Here is a 26,397-nt window from a genome sequence, read left to right as displayed (position 1 = left end):
GGGCGGCGACCCTGCTTGTCATGGGATCGACAGTGCTCAGCCTGCGGATAGACGGTGAGCTGCTCGACCGGCTCCGGCAGCACGCCGCAAAACGCGGAATGAGCGTCCAGGACTATGTGGTCCGGACGCTCATTCGCGACGACTTCGACGAGCGCTTCCACGCGGCCGTCGACGAAACGGAGAAGTTCTACGGGGCCGAGGCCCGGGTCGACCCGGCGAACCGGCTCACCTGAGCCGCTCCGGGCAGGACGCCGCCACCGATCATGTGAGGCCGAGAGCCGGCATCGCGTAGTAGAAGACGAACACCGCCGACACCACGTACATCGCCACCGGGACCTCACGGCCTCGGCCGGCCGCCAGCCGCAGCACGCTGAAGGCGATGAAGCCGATGCCGATGCCGTTGGTGATCGAGTACGTGAACGGCATCATCACCATGGCGAGGAAGGCCGGGATCGCGAGCGTGTAGTCGCTCCAGTCGATGTCCCGCACCGAGCCCGCGATGATCAGGAAGCCGACCGCCAGCAGGGCGGGGGTGGCCGCCTGCGACGGGACCATGGTCGCCAGCGGCGTCAGGAACAGCGCCACCGTGAAGAGCAGACCGGTCACCACACTCGCGAACCCGGTGCGGGCACCTTCACCGACACCGGCCGTGGACTCCACGAAGCAGGTCGAGGCGGAGGAGGAGCTCGCACCGCCCGCGGCCACCGCGATGCCGTCGACGAACAGCACCTTGTTGATGCCGGGGAAGTTGCCGTCCTTGTCCGTCAGCTTCGCCTCGTCACCGACACCGAGGATGGTGCCCATCGCGTCGAAGAAGCAGGACAGCAGCACGGTGAAGACGAACAGGACGCCCGTCAGAACGCCGACCTTCTCGAAGCCGCCGAACAGGCTGACCTCACCGATCAGCCCGAAGTCGGGCGAGGCGACCGGGTTGCCCGGCCACGCGGGAACGGTCAGCCCCCACGCCTGGCCCGGCAGATCGGCGATCGCGTCGATGATCAGCGCGACGACCGTCATGGAGACGATGGAGATCAGGATCGCGCCCGGCACCTTGCGGACGATCAGCGCGAGGGTGAGCAGCGCGCCGAGGACGAAGACCAGGACCGGCCAGCCGTTGAGGTGACCGTCGCCGCCGAGCTGGAGCGGCACGGTGGTGTGCGCGGCGTCCGGGATGCGGGAGACGAAGCCCGAGTCGACCAGGCCGATCAGCAGGATGAAGAGACCGATGCCGATCGCGATGCCCTTGCGGAGCGACTTCGGTACGGCGTTCATCACGCGTTCGCGCAGCCCGGTCGCGACGAGGAGCATCACGACGAAGCCCGCGAGGACGACCATGCCCATCGCGTCCGGCCAGCTCATCCGGGGAGCGAGCTGGAGGGCGACGACGGTGTTGACGCCGAGTCCGGCGGCCAGCGCGATCGGCACATTGCCGATGACGCCCATCAGCAGCGTGGTGAAGGCCGCCGTCAGCACCGTGGCGGTGACCAGCTGGCCGCTGTCGAGCTGATGCCCGTACATGTCCTTCGCGCTGCCGAGAATGATCGGGTTGAGCACGATGATGTAGGCCATCGCGAAGAACGTGGCGAATCCGCCCCGGATCTCACGGGCGACCGACGACCCCCGCTCGGAGATCTTGAAAAACCGGTCCAGGCTGCCGTGCGGCTGCGGGGCCGGAGGCTGCTCGGGGTCGACCTGAGCGGTAGCCGCGGGGGACATGGTGACCTCAGTCGTACGTAGGGGGGTTCAAGGAACGAAAAGCGATCAACTTTGGACTTTCAGACGAATAATTCGAGCCAGCCAAAGCAGATTCAGTATGAATACATAAGGCGAAGATCGCTATCTCCGCGCGTAGACCCTTGGGCCGACTGGCCCGGCGGCACTGGTGTATACGGCCCCGGGGACGTCCGACGGGCGTCCTTGGGCCGTTCCCGAACGGCCCATACACTGAGCTCATGGAGAAGTGGACACCGAAGCACGAGGCACCCGAGCCCCTGGAGGGTCCCGTCGTCGCCACCATCACGGGCGGCACGATCCTCTGGTTCATCCTCTTCCTCGCGCAGCTCCCCTTCTACGGCTGGTTCGCCGACCACGGACACACCTGGTGGGTGTGGACCCCGCTGGCCGGTGCCGGCCTCGGGCTGATCGGCATCTGGTACGTGCGGGGCCGGGACGCGGCGCTCAAGCGGCACGCGGCCGAGGCCGCCGCCTCCGCCCACGGCGGGACCCCGGGCGGGGCCTCGGGTGCCTCTCCCGCCTCTCCCACCACCTGAAGCGCCCCCCGCCTCCTGAGCGCGTTCCGTACAACCACAGGACCGACTTGATCCTCCGCTGGTCTGATCTTCCGACCCCCGGCGGGTAATCCGGCGCACCCACCCGTACCGTCGGAACCATGACACAGCGGGCACTCGACTCCTCCGGGGAGCAGACCCCCGGACCTCCCCGGCCGGCCATGATCGACGCCGGAGCCGAACTCGACCCCGTACACCCGATGCGGCCACCACCCTCGGCCCGGCACAGCGGCGGGCTCACGACCGCCGAGGTCGCCGAACGGGTCGCCCGCGGCGAGGTCAACGACGTACCCGTACGCTCCTCGCGCTCCCTCACCGAGATCGTCCGCGCGAACGTCTTCACCCGGTTCAACCTGATCATCGGCGTGCTCTGGGTGATCATGCTGTTCGTCGCGCCGATCCAGGACAGCCTCTTCGGCTTCGTGATCGTCGCCAACACCGGTATCGGCATCGTCCAGGAGTGGCGTGCCAAGAAGACCCTGGACAGCCTCGCGGTCATCGGTGAGGCGAAGCCGACCGTGCGGCGCGACGGGACCGCCGCCGAGATCTCCACCTCCGAGATCGTCCTGGGCGATCTGATCGAACTGGGCCCCGGTGACAAGGTCGTCGTGGACGGCACGGTCGCCGAGGCGGACAGCCTGGAGATCGACGAGTCGCTGCTCACCGGCGAGGCGGACCCGGTGATCAAGCGGTACGGCGACCCGGTGATGTCCGGCAGCTTCGTCGTCGCGGGCGGCGGCGCGTTCACCGCCACCAAGGTCGGCCGCGAGGCGTACGCCGCGCAGCTCGCCGAGGAGGCGTCCCGCTTCACGCTCGTCCACTCCGAGCTGCGCAGCGGCATCAGCACCATCCTGAAGTACGTGACCTGGATGATGGTGCCGACCGCGATCGGCCTGATCATCAGCCAGCTCGTCGTCAAGGACAACAACTTCAAGGAGTCCGTCGCGCGGACCGTCGGCGGCATCGTCCCGATGATCCCCGAGGGCCTGGTCCTGCTCACCTCGGTCGCCTTCGCCATCGGTGTCGTACGGCTCGGCCGCAAGCAGTGCCTGGTGCAGGAACTGCCCGCCATCGAGGGGCTGGCCCGCGTCGACGTCGTCTGCCTGGACAAGACCGGCACCCTCACCGAGGGCGGCATGGACGTCACCGAGGTGCGCCCGCTGAACGGTTCGGACGAGGCATACGTGTCCCGGGTCCTGGGCGCCCTCGGTGCCTCCGACCCCCGGCCCAACGCCAGCCTCAAGGCCATCGCCGACGCCTACCCGGACGGTGGGGGGTGGGCCGTCACGGACACGCTGCCGTTCTCCTCGGCGCGCAAGTACAGCGGGGCGGCGTTCGACGAGGGCGACGGCGACGACACCGGCAGCCCGGACGGCGGGACCGGCGGGACCGGCGGGAGCGGCAGCCGGCAGTCGGCCTGGCTGCTCGGCGCCCCCGATGTGCTGCTCCCCGACCAGGACCCGACGCTCGCCGAGATCGAGCAGCTGAACGAGCAGGGTCTGCGGGTGCTGCTGCTGGCCCGCGCCTCCGGCGCTCTCGACGGGCCCGGCGTCGGCGACGGGGCCGTACCCACCGCCCTGGTCGTCCTGGAGCAGCGGCTGCGGCCGGACGCCGCGGAGACCCTGGCCTACTTCGCCGACCAGCGGGTCGCCACGAAGGTGATCTCCGGTGACAACGCGGTCTCGGTCGGCGCGGTCGCCGGGAAGCTCGGTCTCGCGGGCGCCGAGAACACGATGGACGCGCGCCGGATGCCCACCGACCCCGACGCCATGGCCACGGCCATGGAGGAGAACGCGGTCTTCGGCCGGGTCACCCCGCAGCAGAAGCGGGACATGGTCGCGGCCCTCCAGTCGCGCGGCCACACGGTCGCGATGACCGGTGACGGCGTCAACGACGTCCTCGCGCTGAAGGACGCCGACATCGGGGTCTCGATGGGTTCGGGCTCCGAGGCGACGCGTGCCGTGGCGCAGATCGTGCTGCTGAACAACAGCTTCGCGACGCTGCCGTCCGTCGTCGCCGAGGGCCGCCGGGTGATCGGCAACATCACCCGGGTCGCCACGCTGTTCCTGACGAAGACCGTGTACTCGGTGCTGCTGGCGGTCCTGGTGGTCTGCTTCCAGGTGGAGTACCCGTTCCTGCCGCGCCATCTGACACTGCTGTCCACGCTGACGATCGGCGTACCGGCGTTCTTCCTCGCCCTCGCGCCGAACAAGGAGCGGGCCCAGCCGCACTTCGTCCGCCGGGTCATGCGGTACGCGATCCCGTCCGGGGTGATCGCGGCGGCCGCCACCTTCGTGACGTATCTGCTGGCCCGGCACCACTACTCGGGCGCGGGCGCGCTGGACGCCGAGACGAGCGCGGCGACGCTCACGCTGTTCCTGGTCTCGATGTGGGTGCTGGCGATCATCGCCCGCCCGTACACCTGGTGGCGCGTCTGCCTGGTCGCGGCGATGGGCCTGGGGTTCCTGATCGTGCTGGTCGTGCCGTGGCTCCAGAACTTCTTCGCCCTGAAGCTGGTGGGGACGACCATGCCGTGGGCGGCCGTGGGAATCGCGGCAGCGGCGGCGGCGGCCCTGGAGTTCGTCTGGCGCTGGGTAGGCCGCCGCTTCGGGGCGTAGGAAAGCCGCGAGGCACCCCGCACCTGGACGGTGCGGGGTGCCTCGGAAGGTGACTCGGGCGGTGCCCGGACGGGCACCTCGGGCAGCTCCTGGGAGACGCCCGGTGCGTGACTACTTCACGTCGAGGTAGTCGGCGCCGGCCGAGACGGCCGGGGTGGTGGAGGTGCCGCCGAAGCTGTAGCGCCAGTAGCCGTCGACCGAGGCCTTGACCGTGGTCTTCAGCGCGCCCGTGGAGCTCGACTTGATGGTCTTGATCGTCGTGTAGGTCTTGCTGCTCTTCTTGCGGAACTGGAGCTTCACGGACTGCTTGCTGTAGCCCTTGTACGTGCTGGTGTCCCAGTTCGCACGGGTCAGCTTGCCGGTGACCGTGATGGTCTTGCCCTTCTTCACGGGCTCCGGGGAGGCGTTGACCGTCAGCTTGGAGAGCCGCTGCATCTTGACCCAGGCGAGCGAGTCGTGGTCGTACTCCTCGCCGTTGTCGTCCACGCCGGAGACGCCGACGTGCCAGTTACGCGCGTCGGAGTTCATCAGCCAGCCCGGGTCGACCGTGAGGGCCGTCGTGCACGTGGTGGTGGTGGCGTTGACCGCCTTGCACTTCACGCCACCCTCCTCGGGTCCGAACCCGAAGCTGTCCTTGTCGTCGATGTTCTTGCCGACCCAGATGAACGCGGCGACGCCGCCCACACCCGCGGCGTCGGTGGCGGTCACCGAGACGGAGATCTTCTTCTTCGCCGTGGTGCCGACCACGATGGGCTTGCCACCGTTGGTGACGATCTTGGTCACCTTGAAGGTGTCGGCCGCGGCGGCGCGGGCCCCGAGGCGCGCCTTCGCGGTGTCGGAGCCCTTCGGCGCCGAGAACTTGTAGTCGTGGGACCACGAACGACCGTCGTCGGCCTGCGCGGCCTGCGCGGCCGGAAGGGTGAGAGCGGACAGGGCCAGGGCGCCGGTAGCTACGGCAACAGTGGCACGAATGCGCATGCGTTCCCCAAATGTGGAGCAGGGGGCCCACGGTTTCGCGTTCACCCGGTGGGACCCGTCTGGTCTGCGAGTCTGCTGACTCGACAGACCAGACCTCCGACACGTGTGAACGGTTGTACGAACCCATGACTTTTCTGTGAAAGTCACACCGCACCCGTCGCTCCGGACCCGTCACTCCCGGCCCGTCCCCGCCCAGCCCGTCCCCGCCCGGCCCCGCCCGGCTCAGTCGAACCAGCGGTCCCGCGCCAGCTCCTCCGTACGCGAGGGATCCTCCAGCAGCGCCGCCACCTCGAAGCGGCGCGGCCACTGCCCGGCCGCCCAGGCCAGGCCCGCGGCGACGCCCTCCAGCGTGGCGGCGTGCACGGCGCCGTCCGGGGTGCGGCGCCAGTCCAGCTCGACGCCGCCCGCCCGCAGCTCGGCGTGCTCGATGTACACGTCCGGGGTCCCGGCACCGAGCAGGACCCGGACCGATTCCGGTACGCGGTGCTCCTCGCCCTCGCTCGTCACCTCGGCATCGATCGTCTCGCCGAGCCGCCGCACCTGGAAGAGGTCGGCCAGTTCGGCGGCGCGCGCCGGGGCGACCGGCAGCAGGGCCACGCCCTCGGTCAGCGGCAGGACGTCGGGGGCGTCGGCGATCACGGCGTCCGCCGCGTCCACCACCCGTACCTCGCCGTCCACGACCGCACGCAGCTCGTCGACCAACGTGACCTGCTGCGGGTCCAGTTCGGCCAGGGCCGTGTAGAGCGCGTGCAGCTGTACGGGGCCGACCGGGCGGTCCTCCTCCGCGAGCCGCCCCAGCAGTTCCGCGGCGCCGCCCGGCTCGTCCAGGAGCGCGGCCACCGAGGTCCGTACGCCCAGCGCGCGCAGCACCTGGGCATCGTCGAACCCGGACGCGTCGACGGCGTCGTAGAGCCCGTTGAGGCGCGGGTCGCCCCCCGCCGCGCGCAGGCCCGCCGGGCGGCGGCCGTCCAGCACCGGGTGGTCGCGCAGCCACCAGGCGGTGTACGGGCGCACGGACTGCGTCGTGCCGTCCGGGAGCAGCACCCGCACCGGGTGGGTCAGGGCGTCGCGCAACGGCGGCCGGGCGAGCATCGCGAGCGCCTGCGGCCAGGCGTCGTCGTCGACGAGGTCCAGGTCGCGGACGGCGACGAGTTCGGTGGCGACGGGCGGCACGGGGGTGTCGGGCAGCTGGTCGAGGATGTCCTCGCACCACACGTCGACGGCGTCGAGCAGCCCGGCGTCGTCCGGTTCGGCGAAGTCCCCCTCGCGAGGCTCCAGTTCATCGGGGTCGAGCACCACATCGGTGGCCCGCACCAGCGCGAAGGTGGCCAGCACCCCGCACGCGGTGAGCGGCTGCTCGCCCCAGCGGCCGGCCAGCTCCTCGTCGCACAGAGCCAGTTCACCCTCGCGCATGACCTGGGCGAACGGGCTTCCCGGCAGGACGAGTTCACCGGCGGGCGCGGGCTCGCCGTCCTCGTCCGGCAGGGCCAGCGCGCCGAGCCACGGCTCGTCGCCGGGGGCCAGGTCCGCGTCCCGTACGAGGGTGAGGACGGTCTCCGCGAGCTCGTCGCCGTCCAGCGCGTCCTCGTCCCAGATCTCCCCCGCGTCCAGCGAACCGGCGACGGCGGCCCGCACCTGCGGGGTCCTCAGCACGGCGCGCGGGGTGGCGGGCAGGGCGCCCAGCTTCTCCAGGAGCGGATGGGCGGCGTCCGGGTGGGCGACCTTCAGTCCCAGCCGGGCCAGCCGGGCCATGACGGGGCCGGGGAGGGCGTCCGGGAGCGGCAGCAGGACCTGGCGGGGGCCGATGGTGGTGCGGGGCGCCTGGTCCGCGGGGGCGTCGGGGGCCCCGGCGAGCGGGACCGGGAGGCCGGAGAGCCGGTCCGGGTCGATGCCCGTCAGGCTGTCGTAGAGCCGACGCCACCAGGACGGGTCGCGCTCCAGTCCGGCGAGGCGGTCGACGGCCTCGGTGAGCGGGACGCGGGCGACGCCGAGGGTGCGCAGCTCGGTGCGGCGTTCCAGCCCGGCGGGCAGGAGGCACGGCAGCACCTCGGCGAGCACCCGCACGGTCGCGGCGCCGACGCCCTCGACGATCTCGGCCTCGACGGGCCGCAGGGCGGTGGTGGCCCCGCGCGGTGCGGACGGGGCGTCGTCCTTGTCCCAGTCGTCCCAACGGTCGGGCTCGGTCGCCGGGTCCCGGGGCGCGGCGGCCTCCAGGAACGCGATCCGGGGCAGCCGGGAGAGGATCGCGCCGCGCAGGGCGCCGTCCAGCTCGCCCTTGCCGAGCGGCCCGGGGACCAGGTCGACGGTGCCCGTGGACACCGGCTGCCACTGGGCGAGCAGTTCGGCGTACGCGTCGGCCGCGCGCTCCACCAGGAAGTCGGTGAGGGGGCCGGGCGCGGGGTGGCGGCGGCTGGTGTCCAGCGGCAGCGAGGCGATGAGGAGCGCGGGGATGCCGAGGGGTTCGTCGGTGGGGGTGGGCGCGTGGACGACGGGGGCGGTACGGGGGTGCTGCGGGGCGCCCTGTTCGTCCACGGGCACGGCCCAGGTGACCGACCAGTGCGGACGCAGCCGCTCCTCCACGGGCCGGTCGGCGAGCAGGGCGGGCTCGACCGGGCCGTGGTCGAGGATGGTGCGCCAGCGGTTCGTCCCGTGCGCGGAGTCGTCGATGTGGATGTACGGGCCCTGCTGGGTGCGCCGCAACGTCCGTACGCCGTCCGGGGTTTCGATGACGATCTCATCGAGTCCGGAGAGGGTGAGCAGGAGTGCGTCGTCCACCGCGGTGAGCAGCCGGCCGACGAGGTCCTCGGCCGTGCCGTCGCGCAGCGGCAGCACCACGACGGTGTCGTACCCGTCCGGTGCGGTGCCCTCGGCGGGCAGCGGGAGCCGCAGCAGCGGTACGTGGCCGTCGCGGCGGCGCAGTTCGTCGCCGAGACCGGGGGAGCCGATGGCCGCCTGCCGGGCCAGGTCGCGGGCCTCGGCCAGGGACCAGCGGACGCCGCCGTGCCGGCCGATGACCGCGGGCTCGTCGCTGACGGCGAGGACGGCGGCGAACCCGACGCCGAACCGGCCGACGGCGGACTCGTGCCCCTCCCGCTTGGCGGAGGCGCGCAGCGTGCTCAGGGACTCGACGCCGGTCGCGTCCAGCGGGGCGCCGGTGTTGGCGGCGGCGAGGACGGCGCGGGCGTCCGGATCGCCGGGGGCCGCCGGGTGCAGGGTGAGCCGCAGCCGGCCCGGGACACGGGCGCGGGCGGCGGCGTCGGCGGCGTTCTGGGCCAGCTCGACCACGAGGCGGTCACGGTAGCCGCCGAGCGCGAGGTCCTCCTCGGCGTTGGCGTCCTCCCGGAAGCGGGCCGGGCCGGCCCCCCAGGCGTCGAGCACGCCGCGCCGCAGCCGTGCCGTCCCGAACGGATCGGCCCCCTCGGTCGCATTCATGCTCACGCTCTCGACTCCGCTCTGTTCCGGTGACCCGTGACCTGTGCGCGGCGGGCACGACGTGTGCCGCGTACTGCCGTGTGGCACGTGTGCCCGTGCCGCCCAGTGTGCGCCCGAAGGTACCGCGACGGCGGGCAGGCACAGAATCAAGCCCGCCCGGCGATGTCCTCCATCGCCGGGCGGGCCGGGTCCTTTGCCTGTCGAGCCCGTCAGGAGTGGCCGAGATCCTCCGTGGGCGCGTCCGCCTCGTCCGGTACGGACCCGCTGTCACGCGCCGGGCGCAGCGCGTACTCGTCCACCTGGAGGGTGTCCAGCGCGTGCGGCGCGGGCTTCGCCGGCTTCGGCATCACCGCCGCCTCGGAGTGACCTCCGCAGCCGTACGCCAGCGACACCACATGGCCGTCGGCCGGGCCGAACTCGTTCGCGCACACGCCGAACGCCTGCTTGAGCGAGCCCGCCATGGGCACCAGGAACGCACAGGTCACACAGGTGGCCGGAGCTGCCTGCGCCATGGGGGTCTTCGCCCCGAACTCCTCGTCCCAGCGGTCCGCGGCCGCGTACAGCCCGTACCGGGACAGCACCCGCGCCCGCCGTGTGCCGAGCTCGTCCGCGACCGCGGCGATCGAACCGCGGCGCGTCGCGCCCGGCCGGGCCGTCGGCTCCGCGTCCTGCGACTCGACGAGGTCCGCGAGGTCCGCGGAGACCGCGGAGTTCGGCGGGGGCTCGTCCTCGCCCGTGTAGCCGGGCTCCAGGCGAAGGTCCTCCGCCTCGGTGGGCAGCAGGTCGCCGGGGCCCATGTCGCCGGGGCGCAGGCGCTCGCTCCACGGCACCCACTCGGGGGCCAGGAGCGCGTCCGAGCCCGGCAGGAGCACCGTCTCGTCCAGGGTGACGTTCTTGGCGCGGGAGGCCCTGGCGACCGTCACCGCCCAGCGCCAGCCCCGGTAGCCGGGGTCCTTGCACTCGAAGTAGTGGGTGACGACCCGGTCTCCCTCGGAGACGACCCCCACATGCTCACCGACCACTCCTGGCGCGGCGGCTTCCTCGGCCGCCGCGCGGGCGAGGTCTACGGCCTCGGCGCACAGGCGGTCGGGAACGGGGGTACGGGCCGTACGGCTTCGCGTCGTCGCAGCACTCACAGGTCTCGCTTCTCTCCATACGCCAGTCTCACGAGCGCGCCAGCTGCTGTGCGATTGCTGTTTTCGGCCATGACAGCTGTGGGCGGAGCGGACCTGGGGGCCGCGTCGACGTCCACACCCGTTGTGCCTGCCTCGGGCGCGCCTTCTGCCATCCATTCTGCGGGATCGCGGAGAGGCGCGCGGCCAAGAACAACCGCCGGTGGCGCGTTACGCACGCTACCCTCTCCGCCGCTCCGCGCCCACCTGCCGTCCCAAACGTGCCGTATCCATTCTGCCGATCACCGGTCCGATCACCGGTCCGGTGACTGGTCCGACGGGGCGCCCCGCGCCGCGTCGGTGCCCGATCACGGTTCACCGGGGCGAGGGTTGGGGCACTATGACGAGGTGGCTGCCGCCAGGTCGCACGACGGTTCCGGCCCGCTCCGCAGGGCAGGCCGGTCGATCGGTCATGCCCTGCGCTCCCCGTTCACGGGCACCGCGAAAGGCATTCGAAAGGCGACACACGCCCATGGGGCCGGGGAATCCGGCCTCGGCAAACTGATCGAACTGCACGCGGTGAACGGCGCGGGCGACGTGATGATCACGGTCGCGCTCGCCTCCACGGTGTTCTTCTCCGTCCCGACGGACGAGGCGCGCGGCCGGGTCGCGCTCTACCTGGCCATCACGATGGCCCCCTTCACCCTGCTCGCCCCGGTGATCGGCCCGCTGCTGGACCGGCTGCCGCACGGCCGACGCGCCGCGATGGCGGGTGCGATGTTCGCGCGGGCGGTGCTGGCGATCACCATGTCGGGCGCGGTCGCCACCGGCGGCCTGGAGCTGTACCCGGCGGCGCTGGGCGTCCTGGTCGCCTCCAAGGCGTACGGGGTCGTCCGCAGCGCCGTCGTGCCGCGTCTGCTGCCACCCCGCTTCTCCCTGGTGAAGGCCAATTCGCGGGTCACCCTGGCCGGACTCCTGGCGACGGGTGTGGCGGCCCCGATCGGGGCGGGTCTCCAGACCATCGGATCGGGCTGGCCGCTCTACGGCGCGTGCGCGATCTTCCTCGGGGGGACGTTCCTGGCCTTCACGCTGCCGCCCAAGGTCGACTCCGCGAAGGGCGAGCGCAAGGCGCGCCTGATCCTCCCGCACGGCGCGGACGGCGAGCCCACCGCCGCGAAGGCCCGCACCGGGCGCGGTGGCCGGCGCCTCGGCAGGAAGAACGGCGACAAGCCGGTCCGGGACAAGCGCCCCGGGCTGCGCTCCGTCGGCGGTTCCGTCCTGCACGGGCTCCAGGCGAACGCCTCGCACCGGGCCCTCTCCGGCTTCCTGATCTTCTTCCTGGCCTTCCTGCTGCGCGAGCACCCGCTCGCGGGCCAGAGCGCCGCCGTCTCGCTCGGCATCGTCGGTGTCGCGGCCGGCGCCGGCAACGCCTGCGGCACGGCGGTGGGCGCCTGGCTCCGGGCCCGCGGCCCCGAGGTGATCATCGCGACCGTCCTCGGGCTCGCCCTGGGCGTCGCCGTGCTCGCCGCGCTGTTCTTCTCCACCGTGATGGTCGCCGCGCTCGCCGCGGTGGCGGGTTTCACCCAGGCCCTGTCGAAGCTGTCGCTGGACGCCATGATCCAGCGGGACGTCCCGGAAGAGGTCCGTACGTCCGCTTTCGCCCGGTCCGAGACATTGCTCCAGATGGCCTGGGTAGTCGGCGGCGGCATCGGCATCGCACTGCCCCTCAACGGAGTACTCGGCATGTCGGTCGCCTCGGCGATCCTCGCCCTGGGTGCCGCCACCTCCGTACGGGGGCTGCTGGGCGCCGCACGGCGCGGCACGCCGCACCCCCGCGTGGCATGAGCGGGGGCGACCGATAGCCTTCGGCCCATGACCGTTGCGTTCTTCTCCGGTAAGGGCCGTCGAATCGGCGTCGCTCTTGGTGCCGTGTCCGCGGGACTCCTTGTCCTGTCCGCCTGCGACAAGCCGACGCCGCTCGCCACCGTGACGGTCGGCGACAACTCGGTGAACACCGAGGCGTCCTGCTACAACGACGGCAAGGCCCTCAAGGAGTCCGACATCCAGGGCTGCCTCAACAAGAAGGCCGAGAAGTCCGTCAAGGTCGCGATGGACGACAAGGTCCGCTTCGGCGTCGACCCCGAGATCGCCGACAACGGCTGGACGCTCTTCATCAACGGCCAGCAGGCCGAGCAGGAGCCGTACAAGAAGACCTACCGGTCGATCCCCGGCAGCGCCTTCTTCGCCAGCCAGACCGGTGAGACCTCGAACAAGACCCAGATCTCCATCGTGGAGACCAAGGGCAAGAAGCTCACGGGCATCTGGCACTTCGAGCTCAAGAAGACGTCCTGACCCCCTCCTGATCCCGCCCGATCCCGGAGGCTCCCTTCCGTGCGTGTGCTTGTCGTGACCGCTGTCCCGGTGGAACGGGACGCGGTCACGCGTGCGTTCGGGGCCACCGCGGCGGTGGCTGACGTGCCGGGCGGCGAACTGCACCGCACGGGTGCCTTCGACGTCCTGGCGGGCGGTGTGGGACCGGCCGCCGCGGCGGCATCGGCCGCCTTCGCGCTGGCCTCGGCGCCGCCCGGAGAACCGTACGGTCTGGTCGTCTCGGCCGGTATCGGCGGCGGTTTCGCCCCCGCCGCGCCCATCGGCTCGCTCGTCGTGGCGACCGAGCTCGTCGCCGCCGACCTGGGCGCCGAGACCCCGGACGGTTTCGTGCCCGTCACCGGACTCGGCTTCGGCCGGGACCGCTTCCTGCCGCCGCCCGCGCTGGTACGGGAGGTGGCGGCGGCCACCGGAGCGGCGGCCGGACCGGTGCTCACCGTCTCCACCGTGACCGGCGGGGCCGCCCGCGCCGCGGGCCTGCTCGCCGCGCACCCGGGTGCGCTCGCCGAGGCGATGGAGGGCTTCGGGGTGGCCGAGGCCGCCGACCGGGCCCGCGTCCCGGTACTGGAACTGCGGGCCGTCTCGAACGCCGTCGGCCCCCGCGACCGGGACGCCTGGCGCATCGGCGACGCGCTGGCCGCGCTCACCGGGGCGTTCGGGAAGACAGCAGCCGTACTGGAAGGTTGGACCCGGCATGACCGAAACGACTCACTCAGCTGACGCGGCGTTGCGCATCGCGTTCTCGCCCTGCCCCAACGACACCTTCGTCTTCGACGCCTGGGCGCACGGACGGGTCCCCGGCGCGCCCGCCCTCGACGTCACCTTCGCCGACATCGACATCACCAACGGCATGGCCGAGCGAGGTGAGCTCGACGTGCTGAAGGTCTCGTACGCCGTGCTGCCCTGGGTGCTGGAGGAGTACGCGCTGCTGCCGTGCGGCGGCGCGCTGGGGCGGGGCTGCGGGCCGCTCGTGCTGACGAAGGAGCCGGGTACGGATCTGACCGGCCGGACCGTCGCCGTACCGAGCGAGCGCTCCACCGCCTATCTGCTCTTCCGGCTCTGGGCGGCGGAGGTCGTACCGGGCGGGGTCGGCGAGGTCGTCGTCATGCCGTTCGACGAGATCATGCCCGCGGTGCGGGACGGCAAGGTGGACGCCGGTCTGGTCATCCACGAGGCGCGTTTCACGTATCAGAACTACGGCCTGCACAACCTGGCGGACATGGGACGGCACTGGGAGGAGACCACCGGTCTGCCGATCCCGCTCGGCGCGATCATCGCCAAGCGCTCGCTGGGCGCCGAAAAGCTGGAACGGCTGGCCGAATCGGTGCGCACATCGGTGCGGATGGCCTGGGACGCGCCGGAGGTCTCACGGCCCTACGTCCTGGAGCACGCCCAGGAGATGGACCCGGCCGTGGCCGACCAGCACATCGGGCTCTACGTCAACGAGTTCACGGCCGGCCTCGGCGAGGACGGCTACGCGGCGATCCGCGGTCTGCTGACGCGCGCCGCGGCCGAGGGGCTCGTTCCGCCCCTCGGCCCGGACGCTCTGGCATTTCCCTGACGGCGCTCCGTCGTTCCCCTGACGCGGCCCGCGGTGCCGGGCCGCGCGCCGGACTACACGTCGAGCTGGTCGGCGACCGCCCGCAGCAGACCCGCGATCTTCCCGCCCGCGACCTTGTCGGGGTAGCGGCCCCGCTCCAGCGTCGGCGTGATGTTCTCCAGGAGCGTGGTCAGGTCCTGGACGATCGACGCCAGCTCGTCCGGCTTGCGGCGCTGCGCGGCCGCGACGGACGGTGTGGGGTCGAGGATCGCCACGGACAGTGCCTGGTCACCGCGTTGGCCTGCGACAACGCCGAACTCCACCCGCTGGCCCGGCTTGAGCACCTCGACGCCGGCAGGGAGTACCGACGAGTGGACGAAGACGTCGCCGCCGTCGTCGCGGGAGAGAAAGCCGAAGCCCTTCTCGCTGTTGAACCACTTGACCTTGCCGGTGGGCACGTCTGTCCTCGTCCTCGTACTCGTCGGTGCGCGGGAGAGCCGGGAAAACGGCTCCGGATAGCAGTACAGCGGGTCCCCATGACCCGCCGGGTCCCAGGCTAATGGCCCTGGGGCCGGTGACAAGACGTCGCCGGACGGTTCCTCCGGGCTGGGAACTACCCTGGCGGGGTGAGTACTACTCCTTCTGGCGCAGGTGACCGGCTGGTTCAGGTCGGCGCGATCGTTTTCTTCGTCGGCGCACTGGCCACACTGGTCACAGTGGCCCCACTTTTCCTGGGTACGGACCCGTTCCCCTCGATCGCGTACGCGGTCTGCATGCTGATGGGCGTGGGGTTCCTGATCGCGGCGGCGGGGGTCGTGCGGTCGGCCTGGACCAGCTCCCCGAAGCGAGCCGCGAGCCGCTCGTAACGCGGCACGGGACGGACGCCCCGCACCGCCCCCGAAGCGTCGTCCCGCGTCAGCCGCGCACCGGGCCCGGCGCGCGGCGTCCCGCCCGTCCCGTCGCGGTGCGTCCGGTCGCGGTGCGTCCGGTCGCGGTGCGTCTCGCCTCAGCCGCGGGTCTCCGCGAACGTACGCAGCCAGGCCGGGAACTCCGTGAGATCCGAGAGGATCACGTCCGCGCCCGCCTCCCGCAGTTCGGCCGCGTCGCACGGGCCCGTCGTGACGCCGACCGACAGCGCGCCGGCCGCGCGGGCTCCCCGCACGTCCCCGGTGTGGTCGCCGACGTACACCTGCGCGCCGTGTTCGAGCAGCGCCCGCGCCTTGGCCTCCGCCCAGAGCCGTCCGATCAGCGCGTCCGGCTCGATCCCGAGGTGGGAGAGGTGCAGTCGCGCGCTCGGCTCGTACTTGGCGGTGACGACGAGCGTCCGGCCGCCCAGCGCCCGCACCGCCCCGATGGCCTCCCGCGCGCCGGGCAGGGCCGGGGTCGGGGTGATCGCGTGTGTGGGATAGATCTCCCGGTAGCGGTCGGCGGTCGCGGCCACCTCGTGGGCCGGGTACCAGTTCGCCAGCTCGTCCTCCACGGGCGGGCCGAGCCTGCTGACGACCAGGTCGGCGTCGATCGGCACGCCCGTCTCGACCGACAGCGCCCGGTAGTTGGCCCTGATGCCGGGCCGGGAGTCGATGAGCGTCATGTCGAGGTCGAAGCCGACCGTCAGGGGATGCGAAGACGTGTGCGAAGCCATGGTGGCCATTGTGCCGACCGGCCCCCTGGGCCCACGAAATCGCGCCGCTTAGACTGATGACTTAGCTAAGCCTTACTTGTCCCGCACCCGTGCCCGCGGCCGACGTGCCACACCACCACACGTCCCGTGCCCGTCCCGCGCGCGCCCGTGTCCGTTGCCGATTGGGTCAGATGTCAGCCGCCGCACCACGCCTCTCCAGACGCGCCTTCGCGACGGCGGCGGCCGTCGTGGCGCTGTTGCTGGCCGTTCTGCTCAGCCTCGCCGTGGGGGCGCGCTCCATCGCCCCGTCCGAGGTGTTCGACGCACTGCTGCACGGCGGGCACTCCGACGCCGCCGAGGTCATCCGGAACATGCGGGTGCCGCGCACCCTCATCGGGCTGATGGTCGGTGCGTCGCTGGCCCTCGCGGGCACGGTGCTCCAGGGCATCACCCGCAACCCGATCGCCGACCCCGGCATCCTCGGTATCAGCCAGGGGGCGTCGGTCGGCGTGGTGCTGGCCATCGCGTACGCCGGGATCCACACGCTCACCGGCTACGTCTGGTTCGCGTTCGCGGGCGCCGCGGTCGCCTCCGTGGCGGTGTACGCCATCGCGTCCAGCGGACGCGGCGGCGCGACGCCGGTGAAGCTCGCGCTGGGCGGCGCCGCGATCAACGCGCTGCTGGTGTCGGTGACCATGGCGGTGCTCACGACGAAGGCGTCCGCGCTGGACGAGTTCCGCTTCTGGCAGGTCGGTTCCATCGCCGGACGCGAGGCGGAGGTGGCCCAGCAGATCTGGCCGTTCCTCCTCCTCGGCACGGTCCTCGTGCTCTCCGTGGCGCGCGGGCTCGACGCGCTCGCGCTGGGCGAGGACATGGCGAAGGGCCTGGGGCAGAAGGTGGCGACGGTACGGATCGTCGGCGGCATCGGGGCGACCGTGCTGACCGGCGCCGGGGTCGCCGCCGCCGGACCGATCGCCTTCATCGGCCTCGCCGTCCCGCACATCGCCCGCGCGATCGTCGGCAACGACCACCGCTGGGTGCTGCCGATGGCGGCCCTGATCGGCCCCGTGATGCTGCTCGTCTCCGACGTCATCGGCCGCGTCCTCTTCCCGCCCAGCGAGGTACCGGCGGGTGTGATGACGGCCCTCATCGGGGTGCCGTTCCTGGTGGCGCTGGTGCGCCGGAAGGCGGTGCCCGCATGACCGGGACCACGAACGGGACCCTGGCCGGGACCACCGCCCCGGTACGCCCCCCGGTGCGGCCCGCCGGCTACTCGGTCGTCCGGATCGGGGCGCGCGGACGGTTCCTGCTGCACCGCCGCGCCGCCGTCGTCGCGGCCGCCCTCGCCGTCCTCCTCGCCCTGATCTGTGTCGCGTACCTCTGTGTCGGCGAGAGCTTCGTCGCTCCCGCCGAGGCGGTCAGGGTGGTCCTCGGGCAGCCGTCGCCGGACGAACTGGTCGTGGGCACGCTGCGGCTGCCGCGCATGGTCGTCGGGCTCCTCGTCGGCGCGGCCTTCGGGATCGCCGGGGCGCTGATCCAGACCGTGGCCCGCAATCCGCTCGCCAGCCCGGACATCATCGGCATCAGCCAGGGCGCGAGCGCGCTGACGGTCGGCGCGATGACGTTCGGCCTGACCTCCTACACCGTCCTGCCCTATCTGTCGGTGATCGGCGGTGTCGCCGCGGCGGCCCTCGTGTACGCCTTCGCCTGGCGCGGCGGGCTGCACGCCACCCGCTTCGTGCTCATCGGCATCGGCTTCGCCATCGCGCTGCGGTCGGTCACCACCCTGTTCCTGACGAAGGGCGACTACCTGGTCGCCCAGCAGGCGCAGATCTGGATGACCGGCTCGCTCAACGGCCGCGGCTGGGAGGAGGCGGCGCCGATCGGCTGGACGCTGCTGATCCTGCTGCCCGCCGTGCTGTGGGCCTCCCGCGCGCAGCGCACCGTCACGATGGACGACGACACCGCGACCGCGCTCGGGGTGCGCCTGGGGCGGGTACGGCTGGGGCTCGTCGCACTCGGCGTGATCCTGGCGTCCGTGGCGACGGGGACGGCCGGGCCGGTGGACTTCGTGGCGCTGCTGGCCCCGCAGATCGCCCGCCGGATGACGCGCACGGCACAGATCCCGCTGTTCTGCTCGGCGCTGCTCGGCGCGGTGATCGTCGTCTTCGCCGATCTGCTCGCCCGCAGGCTCTTCTCCCCCACCGAACTCCCGGTGGGTGTTCTGACGGCGGCGGTCGGCGCCCCGTATCTGATCTGGCTGATCATCCGTGGCCACGGCGGCCGCAGTGGAGGCAAGGCATGAGCACGACGACCCGTCCGACCGAGGTGGCGGAGGCGACGAGCAGGCTCGCGGCCCGCGGACTGACCCTCGCCTACGAGGACCGCACCGTCGTCCACGAGCTGGACCTCGCCGTGCCCGACGGCCGGGTCACCGTCATCGTCGGCCCGAACGCCTGCGGCAAGTCGACCACCCTGCGGGCGCTCGGCCGGCTCCTCAAGCCGCGCGGCGGGGCCGTCCTCCTGGACGGCACCGAACTCGCGAAGATCCCCACGAAGAGGATCGCCCAGTCGATCGGGCTGCTCCCGCAGACCCCGGTGGCCCCCGAGGCGATCACCGTCTCCGACCTGGTCGCCCGCGGTCGCCAGCCGCACCAGCACTGGTGGCAGCAGTGGTCGCAGGAGGACGAGCGGGCGGTCACGGACGCCATGGAGCGCACCGACGTCTCGGCGCTCGCGGACCGTTCGGTGGACGAACTCTCCGGCGGCCAGCGCCAGCGGGTGTGGATCGCGATGGCGCTCGCCCAGGACACCGATCTGCTGCTGCTCGACGAACCGACGACGTATCTCGACATCGCGCACCAGGTGGAGGTCCTCGACCTGGTGCGCCAGCTCTCCGCCCCGGCGGCGGACGGCACCCGGGGCCGGACCGTGGTGACCGTGCTCCACGACCTCAACCAGGCCGCCCGGTACGCCGACCACCTGGTCGCCATGAAGGCGGGCCGGATCGTCGCCGAGGGCCACCCCGGCGATGTCGTGACCGCCGAACTCGTACGCGAGGTCTTCGGCCTGGACGCGGTGATCGTCCCGGACCCGGTGACGGGTTCGCCGCTCGTCGTGCCCGGCGCCCCCTGGACGCCGTCCCCCTCCCCTCTCCGAAAGGCTCCCCAGACATGACCGCCTCACTCCGCAACCGCCGCGGCCTGGTCGCCGGCTCGCTCGCCGTGACCGCCGCGCTCGCCCTCTCCGCGTGCGGCTCCTCGGACGGGGATGGGGATTCCGGTTCCAAGGCGGCCGGGAGCGGGACGCACACGGTCAGCACCGTGAACGGGAACGTCGAGGTGCCCGTGGCGCCGAAGCGGGTCGTCGTCCTGGACAGCGGCGAGCTGGACTCCGCGCTCAGCCTCGGCGTCCGGCCGGTCGGCGCGACGCACTCGGCGGCGGAGGACAGTTTCCCCTCCTACCTGCCCGCGAGCGAGACGAAGGACATCAAGCAGGTCGGTGAGATCGCCAACCCGAACATGGAGGCCGTCGCCGCCCTCAAGCCCGATCTGATCCTCACCAGCAAGGTCCGTGACGGGGACCGTTACGAGCAGCTCAGCAAGATCGCCCCGACCGTGATGACGGAGGCGACCGGCAGCGCCTGGAAGGAGAACTTCCAGCTGCACGCGGACGCGCTCGGCAAGAAGGCCGAGGCCAAGAAGGTCATCGCGGCGTACGACGCCCATGTGGCGAAGGTGACGGAGGCGATCGGCGGCAAGGAGAAGGCGGCGGCCACGGAGGTCAACTTCGTCCGCTTCGTCGAGGGCGCGGAGATCCGTATCTACGGCAAGCAGAACTACATCGGTTCGCTCCTCGCCGACCTCGGCATGGGCCGCCCCGCGATCACGGACAAGGCGAAGGACGGGTTCTCGTACGACGTGTCCCCCGAGAAGATCGACCTGGCGGACGCGGACGTCGTCTTCACGTCCACGTACGGCGACCCGGGCAAGGCGGGGACCACGAAGACGATGAACAGCGGCCTGTGGAAGAACCTGAAGGCGTCGAAGAACGGCAAGGTCTTCAAGGTCGACGACCGGCTGTGGATCGCGGGCATCGGCTACACCGCCGCGGGCCTGATCCTGGACGAGTTCCAGGCCGACCTGACGAAGTAAGGCCCTTCGGGCGGGCCGCGCCCGGCAGAGGGGGCGCGGCCCGCCCGGACACTGCGGGCGGGGCTCAGGTCGTGCGTCTCCGGCCCCGCCACACCAGGTACAGCGCCGAGGCCACCGCCGCCGTCCTGACCACCACCGGCCACGCCCCCACCAGCGCGTCCCGCATCTGGCCCTCAAGGATGGGCTCCCCCCAGCGCCCCTCCATCCGGCCCCACACCCACACCACCGCCGCGGCCACCACCACGCCCGGCAGGCCCATCGCGGCCCACTTCGCCTCGGCCCGGGAGAGGGTGCGCGAGCTGTACGCGAGCAGCCAGCCGCCCGCCAGGGCCAGCCAGGAACCGGTCAGCGCGCCGCCGGCCAGCAGGGCCGCGGCCAGCAGCAGCAGCGGATGCGAGGTGCGGCCCTTCGGCGCCGCGGCGGACGGCTCGGCGGCGGCGGGCCTGCGGCGGCGCAGCCTCGGCAGCCGGCGACGTACGAGACCGCGCTTCGCGGGCTGCCCGTCGCCCTCCCCGGCCTCGCCCGCAGTGTTCTCGCCGTCTCGGCCGTCCTCGCCGCCGTCGCCCTCCTCGCCGTACTCGTCCTCGAAGCCGTCGGCCTCCTCGTCCTCGGCCGGGTCACGGCGCCTCGGCGGCCTCAGGATCTCGGGGATCTCCACACCGCCGACGAACCCCGGCACGCGCTCGCCGTCGCCGAACGGCCCCGGTTCGATGCGCCACCAGTCGGGCTCACCGCCGGACGGACCCTGCTGGTCGCTGCCGAGCACATGCGGTGCGGAGGGGTCCGGCCAGGCGTACGCCGGGGCGGCGACGGCCTCCTCGGCCGCATCCGCGCTCTCCGGGCGCTCGCGGTTCTTCCCGCTCTCGCGGTTCTTCCCGCTCTCGCGGTTCTTCCCGCTCTCGCGGTTCTTCCCGCTCTCGTGGCTCTTCCCGCTCTCCCGGTTCTTTCCGCTCCCCCGGGTTTCGCCGCTCTCCCGCAAGCGGCCGGGCCCCTCCGACGCGCCCCGCCCGGAACCGGCTTTCGGCTCCTTGCGGAGCAACCCGCTCCGGGGCCGGGGAACGCCCCGCCGCTGCCCGCCACCCGCACCGCCGCCCGCGCCGCGCGGCGGATCGGCCGCGGCCCGCGCCGACGGCAGCGGCACCGATCCGTCGCCCGACTCGACCGCCGCGGCCACCAGTTCGTCCGGCGTACCGAGCCTGCCGATGATGCGCCGCACCGACGCCGGGGTGTCCGTACCGTCCCTGTCGCGCTGCCGGTCGATCTCGCCCCGCAGCGTCGAGACGAGCCGCATTCTGGTGCCCGACGGCAGCTGCTGTTGCTGGGCCAGGTCCCCGACCCGGCTCAGATAGTCGTAGACGAGCTGGTCGCTCTCGATCCCCACTCGATGGTTCCCCTCTACCGGCCCTGCCCCGACGGTAGCGTTCCAGGGGCTACCGTGGGACGGATGGGGACGACCACACCACCGCGCACGCTCGCCGAAGCTCTGCGCGCCCGGGGCGACGAATCGCTGGCCGGGCTGCTGCGTGCCCGCCCCGATCTCCTCAGCCCCGTACCGAACGACATCACCCAGCTCGCGACGAGAGCGGGCACCCGTGCCTCCGTCGTCCGTGCGCTGGAACACCTCGACCGGTTCGCGCTCCAGACCGCGGAGGCGCTGGCCGTGGCGCCCGACCCGGCGCCGTACGACACGCTGCTCTCGCTGCTCACCGGTGACGGCCAGGACGATGGGGACCACCGCGACGACGCGGGCACCGCGATCACCGCCGCGCTGCCCGCCGCCCTGGCCACCCTGCGCGAACAGGCCCTCGTCTGGGGTGAGGACGACCGGCTGCGCCTGGTCCGCACGGCCCGGGAACTGCTCGCCCCTTCCCCGCAGCACCCCTCCCCCACCGGTCTCGGCCCGACCGTCGCCGAGGCGACGGCCGGCATGTCGCCCGGCCGGCTCCAGGAGATCCTGACCGCGGTCGGGCTGCCCGCCACCCACGACCCGGTCTCGGCCGTCACCGCGCTGGCCGGGCTGTTCACGGACCGGACCAGGATGGCGGCGCTCCTGGACACCGCCCCGGTCGAGGCGCTGTCCGTGCTGGACCGGCTGGTGTGGGGGCCGCCGTACGGGGAGATCACACCGAACCCCGCGCCGCCCGTGCGGTGGCTGCGCGACCGGGGGCTGCTGCTGCCGGTGTCGACGCGCACCGTCGTGCTGCCGCGCGAGGCGGCGCTGCATCTGCGGGCCGGGCGCGCCCACCGCGTACCGGAGCCGGTGCCACCAGTCGTCGCGGCGTCCGCCGAACGTGATCCCCAGGCCGTGGACAGCGCGGCGGCCGGTCAGGCGTTCATGGCCCTGTCCACGATCGAGGACCTGCTGAAGCTCTGGAACGGCGGCGGCCCCGCGATCCTGCGCGCGGGCGGGCTGAGCGTGCGCGAACTGAAGCGGGCCGCCAACGCGATGGACGTGTCGGAGCCGATCGCCGCGTTCTGGGTGGAACTCGCCTACGCGGCCGGGCTGCTGGCCGCCGACGGGGAGAGCGACGAGCGGTATGCGGCGACACCGGCGTACGACGACTGGCTGGAACTCCCCGCCCAGGACCGCTGGGCACAGCTCGCCGCCGCCTGGCTCGCCGCCACCCGCACGGCCGGTCTGGTCGGCGGCCAGGACGCCAAGGGCCGGGCGCTGTCCGCCCTGGGCCCGGAACTGGACCGCTCGGCCGCGCCGGAGGTACGCCACCGGGTGCTGGCCCTGTTCGCGGCGCTGCCGCCGGGGACCGCGCCCGACCCGGTGACACTGCTGGCCCGGCTGCGCTGGGAACGCCCCCTGCGCGGAGGCGCCCGAACCCCCGGTGCGCCCGGGGTCCCCCGTACCGCCGAAGCCTCGCCCTCCTCGCCGGGGGACACCTCCGACCTGCGGTCCCGGCTCGCCCTGTGGACGGTCAACGAGGCGGAACTGCTGGGCATCACGGGCCGGGGCGCCCTCTCCTCGCAGGCCCGCGCGCTGCTGGCCGACGGACCCGCCGCGGCCGCCGCCCGGCTCGCCCCGCTGATCCCCGAACCGCTCAGCCACGTCCTGCTCCAGGCCGACCTGACGGCCGTCGCCCCCGGACCGCTGGAACGCCCGCTGGCCGAGATGCTGTCGGTCCTCGCGGACGTCGAGTCCAAGGGCGGCGCGACGGTGTACCGCTTCACGCCCGGTTCCGTGCGCCGCGCGCTGGACGCCGGGCAGGCCGCCTCCGACCTGCACGCGTTCCTGGCCGCGCACAGCCGTACGCCGGTGCCCCAGCCGCTCAGCTACCTCATCGACGACGTGGCCCGGCGCCACGGCCATCTGCGGATCGGCGCCGCTTCCGCGTACGTGCGCTGCGACGACGAGGCCGTACTGAACGAGATCCTCGCCGACAAGCGCTCGGCCACCCTGCGGCTGCGCCGGCTCGCGCCGACCGTGCTGGCCGCCCAGACCGACCCGGCGTCCCTGCTCGAAGGGCTGCGCGAGATGGGCTACGCCCCGGCCGCCGAGTCGGCCGAGGGCGACGTCCTGATCACCCGGGCGGGCGCCCGCCGCACCCCTCCCCGGACGGCCCCCGTGCCCGTACCCGAGGGCCCGCCCGTACCGGACGGGACCCTGCTGGGCGCGGCGGTGCGGGCGATCCGGGCCGGGGACACGGCCGCGACGGTCGTCCGCAAGGACTCCGGGGAGGGCCCCGCCGCCCCGACGGCCGCGGGCTCCCTGCCCCGTACGACGTCGGCGGAGACCCTGGCCACGGTCCAGGCCGCCGCCATGACGGGCTCGGCGGTCTGGATCGGCTACGTCAACGCGGAGGGCGCGGCCAGCCAGCGGGTGATCGCGCCGGTCCGGGTGGAGGGCGGCTTCGTCACGGCGTACGACCACACGGCCGACGAGGTCCGCACCTATCCGCTGCACCGCATCACGGGCGTGGCGGAACTGGCCGACGACGCGAAGCCGTAGCACCTGCCGGTGCGGCGCACGCGGGGCCGTGCGGTGGAAGCGCCCGTACGTCTCCGAGCCCGTGGCGCCCTCGTTCCACGTGACGGTCAGGGTGTCGCCGCTCCGGTCCGGACGGCCGACCCGCTCTCCCCACCCGCGGCCGGCGGGGCTCTGTGGCCTGAGCCACGCGCCATCCGGCCCGCATGCGGCACACTGGACGTTTGGCCACATCGGTGGCCGCCCCCCGCAGAAAGGGCCGAAGCGCGTGACCGGACCCCTCATCGTCCAGAGCGACAAGACGCTGCTCCTCGAAGTCGATCACGAGCAGGCGGACGCCTGCCGCCGGGTGATCGCGCCCTTCGCGGAGCTGGAGCGTGCGCCCGAGCACATCCATACGTACCGGTTGACCCCGCTCGGGCTGTGGAACGCCCGCGCCGCCGGGCACGACGCCGAGCAGGTCGTCGACGCGCTGGTGGAGTACTCCCGCTACCCCGTGCCGCACGCGCTGCTCGTCGACATCGCCGAGACGATGGCGCGGTACGGGCGCCTCACCCTGTCCAAGCACCCGGTGCACGGTCTGGTGCTGACCAGCACCGACCGGCCCGTGCTGGAGGAGATCCTCCGGTCGAAGAAGGTCGCGCCGCTGGTCGGCGCCCGGATCGACCCGGACACCGTGGCCGTGCACCCCTCCGAGCGCGGGCAGATCAAGCAGACGCTGCTGAAGCTGGGCTGGCCGGCCGAGGACCTCGCCGGGTACGTGGACGGCGAGGCGCACCCCATCGAGCTGGACCAGGACGGATGGGCGCTGCGGCCCTACCAGCGGCAGGCCGTCGAAGGGTTCTGGCACGGCGGGTCCGGAGTCGTCGTACTGCCCTGTGGCGCGGGGAAGACGCTGGTCGGCGCCGGGGCGATGGCCGAGGCCAAGGCGACCACACTGATCCTGGTCACCAACACCGTCTCGGCCCGGCAGTGGAAGCACGAGCTGGTGAAGCGGACCTCGCTGACCGAGGAGGAGATCGGCGAGTACAGCGGTACGCGCAAGGAGATCCGGCCGGTCACCATCGCCACGTACCAAGTGCTCACGACGCGGCGCAAGGGCATCTACCCGCATCTGGAGCTCTTCGACTCGCGCGACTGGGGCCTCGTCATCTACGACGAGGTGCATCTGCTGCCCGCCCCCGTCTTCAAGTTCACCGCCGACCTCCAGGCCCGGCGGCGGCTCGGGCTCACCGCGACGCTGGTGCGTGAGGACGGCCGCGAGTCGGACGTCTTCTCGCTCATCGGGCCCAAGCGGTTCGACGCCCCGTGGAAGGAGATCGAGGCGCAGGGCTACATCGCGCCCGCCGACTGCGTCGAGGTCCGGGTCAATCTCACGGACTCGGAGCGGCTCGCGTACGCGACGGCCGAGGCGGAGGAGAAGTACCGGTTCTGCGCCACCACCGCGACCAAGCGGAAGGTGACGGAGGCGCTGGTGCGCAAGCATCAGGGCGAGCAGACCCTCGTCATCGGGCAGTACATCGATCAGCTCGACGAGCTGGGCGAACACCTGGACGCGCCCGTCATCAAGGGCGAGACCAGCAACGCGCAGCGGGAGAAGCTCTTCGACGCGTTCCGGCAGGGCGAGATCAGCGTCCTCGTCGTGTCGAAGGTCGCCAACTTCTCCATCGACCTGCCGGAGGCCACCGTCGCCATCCAGGTGTCGGGCACCTTCGGGTCACGTCAGGAGGAGGCCCAGCGGCTGGGCCGGGTGCTGCGGCCGAAGGCCGACGGGCACGAGGCGCGGTTCTACTCGGTGGTCGCCCGCGACACGATCGACCAGGACTTCGCCGCACACCGCCAGCGGTTCCTGGCCGAGCAGGGGTACGCGTACCGGATCGTCGACGCGGACGAGCTGCTGACCGACAACTGAGCGGCGCGGCCGGGGGCGAGGGCCGCGGCTCGGGGGCGGCCGCACGGAGCGGCCGGGTGGCGAGGGCGGGGACGGGGGCGGCTGTGCGGCGTCTGCGGCCTCGCACTCATGCCTGCGGGATCTGCGGACGCCTGAGGAATCTGCGGACGCACGCCGGAGCGATCCGCGTACTCATCGTGTGCGGCGGACTCCCGCCTCCTCCGCGTACTCCCCCAGGACGACGACGCCGAAGGCCGATCGCGCGAAGACTTTGACGGCGCGCAGCGCGTCGCCGACACGGTGGGGCCGGTGGTGACCGGTGGCCGCGGTCGCGCCGTGCGCGGGGCCGGTCCTGCGTGGGTTCAGGGTGACTGTGCTCATGTATCCATGGTGCTCCGGTCACCCCCGTGAACGCGTCGGCCTGCGGGCGGAACCGGCCGC

At 72.6% G+C, this 26,397-nt stretch carries 22 protein-coding genes; 14 read left to right on the top strand and 8 right to left on the bottom strand.

Annotated elements, in window-relative coordinates; translation table 11 throughout:
• Nucleotides 1-20: 20 nt before the first annotated feature.
• A complete protein-coding gene (locus tag OG251_RS22690) occupies nucleotides 21-233 on the top strand; it encodes a ribbon-helix-helix protein, CopG family (RefSeq protein WP_326678883.1) in 213 nt (70 codons plus the stop codon).
• 28 nt (nucleotides 234-261) lie between these two features.
• Here the strand turns inward: OG251_RS22690 and OG251_RS22685 are convergent, their stop codons facing one another.
• The gene (locus OG251_RS22685; RefSeq protein ID WP_326678882.1) at nucleotides 262-1,716 is read right to left on the bottom strand and encodes an NCS2 family permease; all 1,455 of its coding nucleotides are present in this window, start codon (nucleotides 1,714-1,716) and stop codon (nucleotides 262-264) included.
• 236 nt (nucleotides 1,717-1,952) lie between these two features.
• Between OG251_RS22685 and OG251_RS22680 the strand changes: the two genes are divergently transcribed.
• On the top strand, nucleotides 1,953-2,270 hold the full coding sequence (locus OG251_RS22680) for a DUF2530 domain-containing protein (RefSeq protein WP_326678881.1): 318 nt from the start codon (nucleotides 1,953-1,955) through the stop codon (nucleotides 2,268-2,270).
• Between the two features lie 119 nt (nucleotides 2,271-2,389).
• Nucleotides 2,390-4,906, top strand: coding sequence for an HAD-IC family P-type ATPase (locus OG251_RS22675; protein ID WP_326678880.1), 2,517 nt, complete (start codon nucleotides 2,390-2,392; stop codon nucleotides 4,904-4,906).
• Between the two features lie 111 nt (nucleotides 4,907-5,017).
• On the opposite strand, the gene OG251_RS22670 is transcribed toward OG251_RS22675, so the two are convergent.
• The 3 genes from OG251_RS22670 to OG251_RS22660 all read right to left on the bottom strand — a co-directional run bounded on the left by OG251_RS22670 (nucleotide 5,018) and on the right by OG251_RS22660 (nucleotide 10,452).
• Nucleotides 5,018-5,884: a DUF5707 domain-containing protein gene (locus tag OG251_RS22670; protein ID WP_326678879.1), complete on the bottom strand. Its 867-nt coding sequence runs from the start codon at nucleotides 5,882-5,884 to the stop codon at nucleotides 5,018-5,020.
• Between the two features lie 222 nt (nucleotides 5,885-6,106).
• The gene (locus OG251_RS22665; RefSeq protein ID WP_326681364.1) at nucleotides 6,107-9,316 is read right to left on the bottom strand and encodes a sacsin N-terminal ATP-binding-like domain-containing protein; all 3,210 of its coding nucleotides are present in this window, start codon (nucleotides 9,314-9,316) and stop codon (nucleotides 6,107-6,109) included.
• A gap of 209 nt (nucleotides 9,317-9,525) precedes the next feature.
• Nucleotides 9,526-10,452 (bottom strand): DUF3027 domain-containing protein, encoded by a 927-nt coding sequence (locus tag OG251_RS22660; protein ID WP_326678878.1) that lies wholly within the window; start codon nucleotides 10,450-10,452, stop codon nucleotides 9,526-9,528.
• A 384-nt stretch (nucleotides 10,453-10,836) separates the two neighbouring features.
• Here OG251_RS22660 and OG251_RS22655 point away from each other — a divergent pair, with 384 nt between their 5' ends.
• From OG251_RS22655 to OG251_RS22640, 4 genes are read left to right on the top strand one after another with little or no spacing between them, the layout of a single operon-like run.
• Nucleotides 10,837-12,273 (top strand): MFS transporter, encoded by a 1,437-nt coding sequence (locus tag OG251_RS22655; protein WP_326678877.1) that lies wholly within the window; start codon nucleotides 10,837-10,839, stop codon nucleotides 12,271-12,273.
• A gap of 27 nt (nucleotides 12,274-12,300) precedes the next feature.
• Nucleotides 12,301-12,780 carry a DUF2771 domain-containing protein gene (locus OG251_RS22650; protein WP_266803758.1) on the top strand — a complete coding sequence of 160 codons (480 nt, stop codon included), beginning with the start codon at nucleotides 12,301-12,303 and terminating at the stop codon, nucleotides 12,778-12,780.
• 39 nt (nucleotides 12,781-12,819) lie between these two features.
• Entirely contained in the window at nucleotides 12,820-13,536 is a 717-nt protein-coding gene (locus tag OG251_RS22645) for a futalosine hydrolase (RefSeq protein WP_326678876.1), read from the top strand.
• Nucleotides 13,511-14,377 carry a 1,4-dihydroxy-6-naphthoate synthase gene (locus tag OG251_RS22640; protein WP_326678875.1) on the top strand — a complete coding sequence of 289 codons (867 nt, stop codon included), beginning with the start codon at nucleotides 13,511-13,513 and terminating at the stop codon, nucleotides 14,375-14,377. Before OG251_RS22645 ends, OG251_RS22640 begins: the two co-directional genes overlap by 26 nt.
• Before the next feature lie 53 nt (nucleotides 14,378-14,430).
• Here OG251_RS22640 and OG251_RS22635 read toward each other — a convergent pair whose 3' ends face one another.
• The gene (locus OG251_RS22635; protein WP_323137823.1) at nucleotides 14,431-14,814 is read right to left on the bottom strand and encodes a cold-shock protein; all 384 of its coding nucleotides are present in this window, start codon (nucleotides 14,812-14,814) and stop codon (nucleotides 14,431-14,433) included.
• 168 nt (nucleotides 14,815-14,982) lie between these two features.
• Here OG251_RS22635 and OG251_RS22630 point away from each other — a divergent pair, with 168 nt between their 5' ends.
• Nucleotides 14,983-15,222: a hypothetical protein gene (locus tag OG251_RS22630; RefSeq protein WP_266803777.1), complete on the top strand. Its 240-nt coding sequence runs from the start codon at nucleotides 14,983-14,985 to the stop codon at nucleotides 15,220-15,222.
• Between the two features lie 140 nt (nucleotides 15,223-15,362).
• On the opposite strand, the gene OG251_RS22625 is transcribed toward OG251_RS22630, so the two are convergent.
• Nucleotides 15,363-16,007, bottom strand: a complete 645-nt coding sequence (locus OG251_RS22625; RefSeq protein WP_326678874.1) for an HAD family hydrolase — start codon at nucleotides 16,005-16,007, stop codon at nucleotides 15,363-15,365.
• 161 nt (nucleotides 16,008-16,168) lie between these two features.
• On the opposite strand from OG251_RS22625, the gene OG251_RS22620 reads away from it, so the two are divergent.
• Genes OG251_RS22620 through OG251_RS22605 form a run of 4 tightly spaced genes read left to right on the top strand, consistent with a single transcriptional unit; the run spans nucleotide 16,169 to nucleotide 20,131 of the window.
• A complete protein-coding gene (locus OG251_RS22620; protein WP_326678873.1) occupies nucleotides 16,169-17,179 on the top strand; it encodes a FecCD family ABC transporter permease in 1,011 nt (336 codons plus the stop codon).
• Nucleotides 17,176-18,282, top strand: coding sequence for a FecCD family ABC transporter permease (locus tag OG251_RS22615; RefSeq protein WP_326678872.1), 1,107 nt, complete (start codon nucleotides 17,176-17,178; stop codon nucleotides 18,280-18,282). Before OG251_RS22620 ends, OG251_RS22615 begins: the two co-directional genes overlap by 4 nt.
• Nucleotides 18,279-19,154: an ABC transporter ATP-binding protein gene (locus OG251_RS22610; protein WP_073718639.1), complete on the top strand. Its 876-nt coding sequence runs from the start codon at nucleotides 18,279-18,281 to the stop codon at nucleotides 19,152-19,154. The genes OG251_RS22615 and OG251_RS22610 overlap by 4 nt, the downstream gene beginning before the upstream one ends.
• Entirely contained in the window at nucleotides 19,151-20,131 is a 981-nt protein-coding gene (locus OG251_RS22605) for an ABC transporter substrate-binding protein (RefSeq protein WP_326678870.1), read from the top strand. Before OG251_RS22610 ends, OG251_RS22605 begins: the two co-directional genes overlap by 4 nt.
• A gap of 64 nt (nucleotides 20,132-20,195) precedes the next feature.
• Here OG251_RS22605 and OG251_RS22600 read toward each other — a convergent pair whose 3' ends face one another.
• Complete coding sequence (locus OG251_RS22600; protein WP_326678869.1) at nucleotides 20,196-21,512, bottom strand: hypothetical protein; 1,317 nt, start codon at nucleotides 21,510-21,512, stop codon at nucleotides 20,196-20,198.
• A gap of 63 nt (nucleotides 21,513-21,575) precedes the next feature.
• Between OG251_RS22600 and OG251_RS22595 the strand changes: the two genes are divergently transcribed.
• Entirely contained in the window at nucleotides 21,576-24,089 is a 2,514-nt protein-coding gene (locus OG251_RS22595; RefSeq protein ID WP_326678868.1) for a helicase C-terminal domain-containing protein, read from the top strand.
• Nucleotides 24,090-24,333: 244 nt separating this feature from the next.
• A complete protein-coding gene (locus OG251_RS22590) occupies nucleotides 24,334-25,977 on the top strand; it encodes a DNA repair helicase XPB (protein ID WP_326678867.1) in 1,644 nt (547 codons plus the stop codon).
• 171 nt (nucleotides 25,978-26,148) lie between these two features.
• Here OG251_RS22590 and OG251_RS22585 read toward each other — a convergent pair whose 3' ends face one another.
• On the bottom strand, nucleotides 26,149-26,337 hold the full coding sequence (locus tag OG251_RS22585; protein ID WP_326678866.1) for a hypothetical protein: 189 nt from the start codon (nucleotides 26,335-26,337) through the stop codon (nucleotides 26,149-26,151).
• Nucleotides 26,338-26,397: the final 60 nt, after the last annotated feature.

The sequence above is a fragment of the Streptomyces sp. NBC_01237 genome, assembly GCF_035917275.1.
Classification (GTDB): domain Bacteria; phylum Actinomycetota; class Actinomycetes; order Streptomycetales; family Streptomycetaceae; genus Streptomyces.
Note: the sequence above shows the minus strand (reverse complement) of the source record. Positions and strands in the feature narration are given on the sequence as shown.

Excerpts from the sequence above, each read along its gene's own strand:
- OG251_RS22585 (WP_326678866.1), bottom strand. The coding sequence starts at position 26,337 with ATGAGCACAGTCACCCTGAACCCACGCAGGACCGGCCCCGCGCACGGC.
- OG251_RS22615 (WP_326678872.1), top strand. The coding sequence starts at position 17,176 with ATGACCGGGACCACGAACGGGACCCTGGCCGGGACCACCGCCCCGGTA.
- OG251_RS22650 (WP_266803758.1), top strand. The coding sequence starts at position 12,301 with ATGACCGTTGCGTTCTTCTCCGGTAAGGGCCGTCGAATCGGCGTCGCT.
- OG251_RS22640 (WP_326678875.1), top strand. The coding sequence starts at position 13,511 with ATGACCGAAACGACTCACTCAGCTGACGCGGCGTTGCGCATCGCGTTC.
- OG251_RS22680 (WP_326678881.1), top strand. The coding sequence starts at position 1,953 with ATGGAGAAGTGGACACCGAAGCACGAGGCACCCGAGCCCCTGGAGGGT.
- OG251_RS22610 (WP_073718639.1), top strand. The coding sequence starts at position 18,279 with ATGAGCACGACGACCCGTCCGACCGAGGTGGCGGAGGCGACGAGCAGG.
- OG251_RS22605 (WP_326678870.1), top strand. The coding sequence starts at position 19,151 with ATGACCGCCTCACTCCGCAACCGCCGCGGCCTGGTCGCCGGCTCGCTC.
- OG251_RS22665 (WP_326681364.1), bottom strand. The coding sequence starts at position 9,316 with ATGAATGCGACCGAGGGGGCCGATCCGTTCGGGACGGCACGGCTGCGG.
- OG251_RS22675 (WP_326678880.1), top strand. The coding sequence starts at position 2,390 with ATGACACAGCGGGCACTCGACTCCTCCGGGGAGCAGACCCCCGGACCT.
- OG251_RS22685 (WP_326678882.1), bottom strand. The coding sequence starts at position 1,716 with ATGTCCCCCGCGGCTACCGCTCAGGTCGACCCCGAGCAGCCTCCGGCC.
- OG251_RS22690 (WP_326678883.1), top strand. The coding sequence starts at position 21 with ATGGGATCGACAGTGCTCAGCCTGCGGATAGACGGTGAGCTGCTCGAC.
- OG251_RS22625 (WP_326678874.1), bottom strand. The coding sequence starts at position 16,007 with ATGGCCACCATGGCTTCGCACACGTCTTCGCATCCCCTGACGGTCGGC.
- OG251_RS22670 (WP_326678879.1), bottom strand. The coding sequence starts at position 5,884 with ATGCGCATTCGTGCCACTGTTGCCGTAGCTACCGGCGCCCTGGCCCTG.
- OG251_RS22620 (WP_326678873.1), top strand. The coding sequence starts at position 16,169 with ATGTCAGCCGCCGCACCACGCCTCTCCAGACGCGCCTTCGCGACGGCG.
- OG251_RS22595 (WP_326678868.1), top strand. The coding sequence starts at position 21,576 with ATGGGGACGACCACACCACCGCGCACGCTCGCCGAAGCTCTGCGCGCC.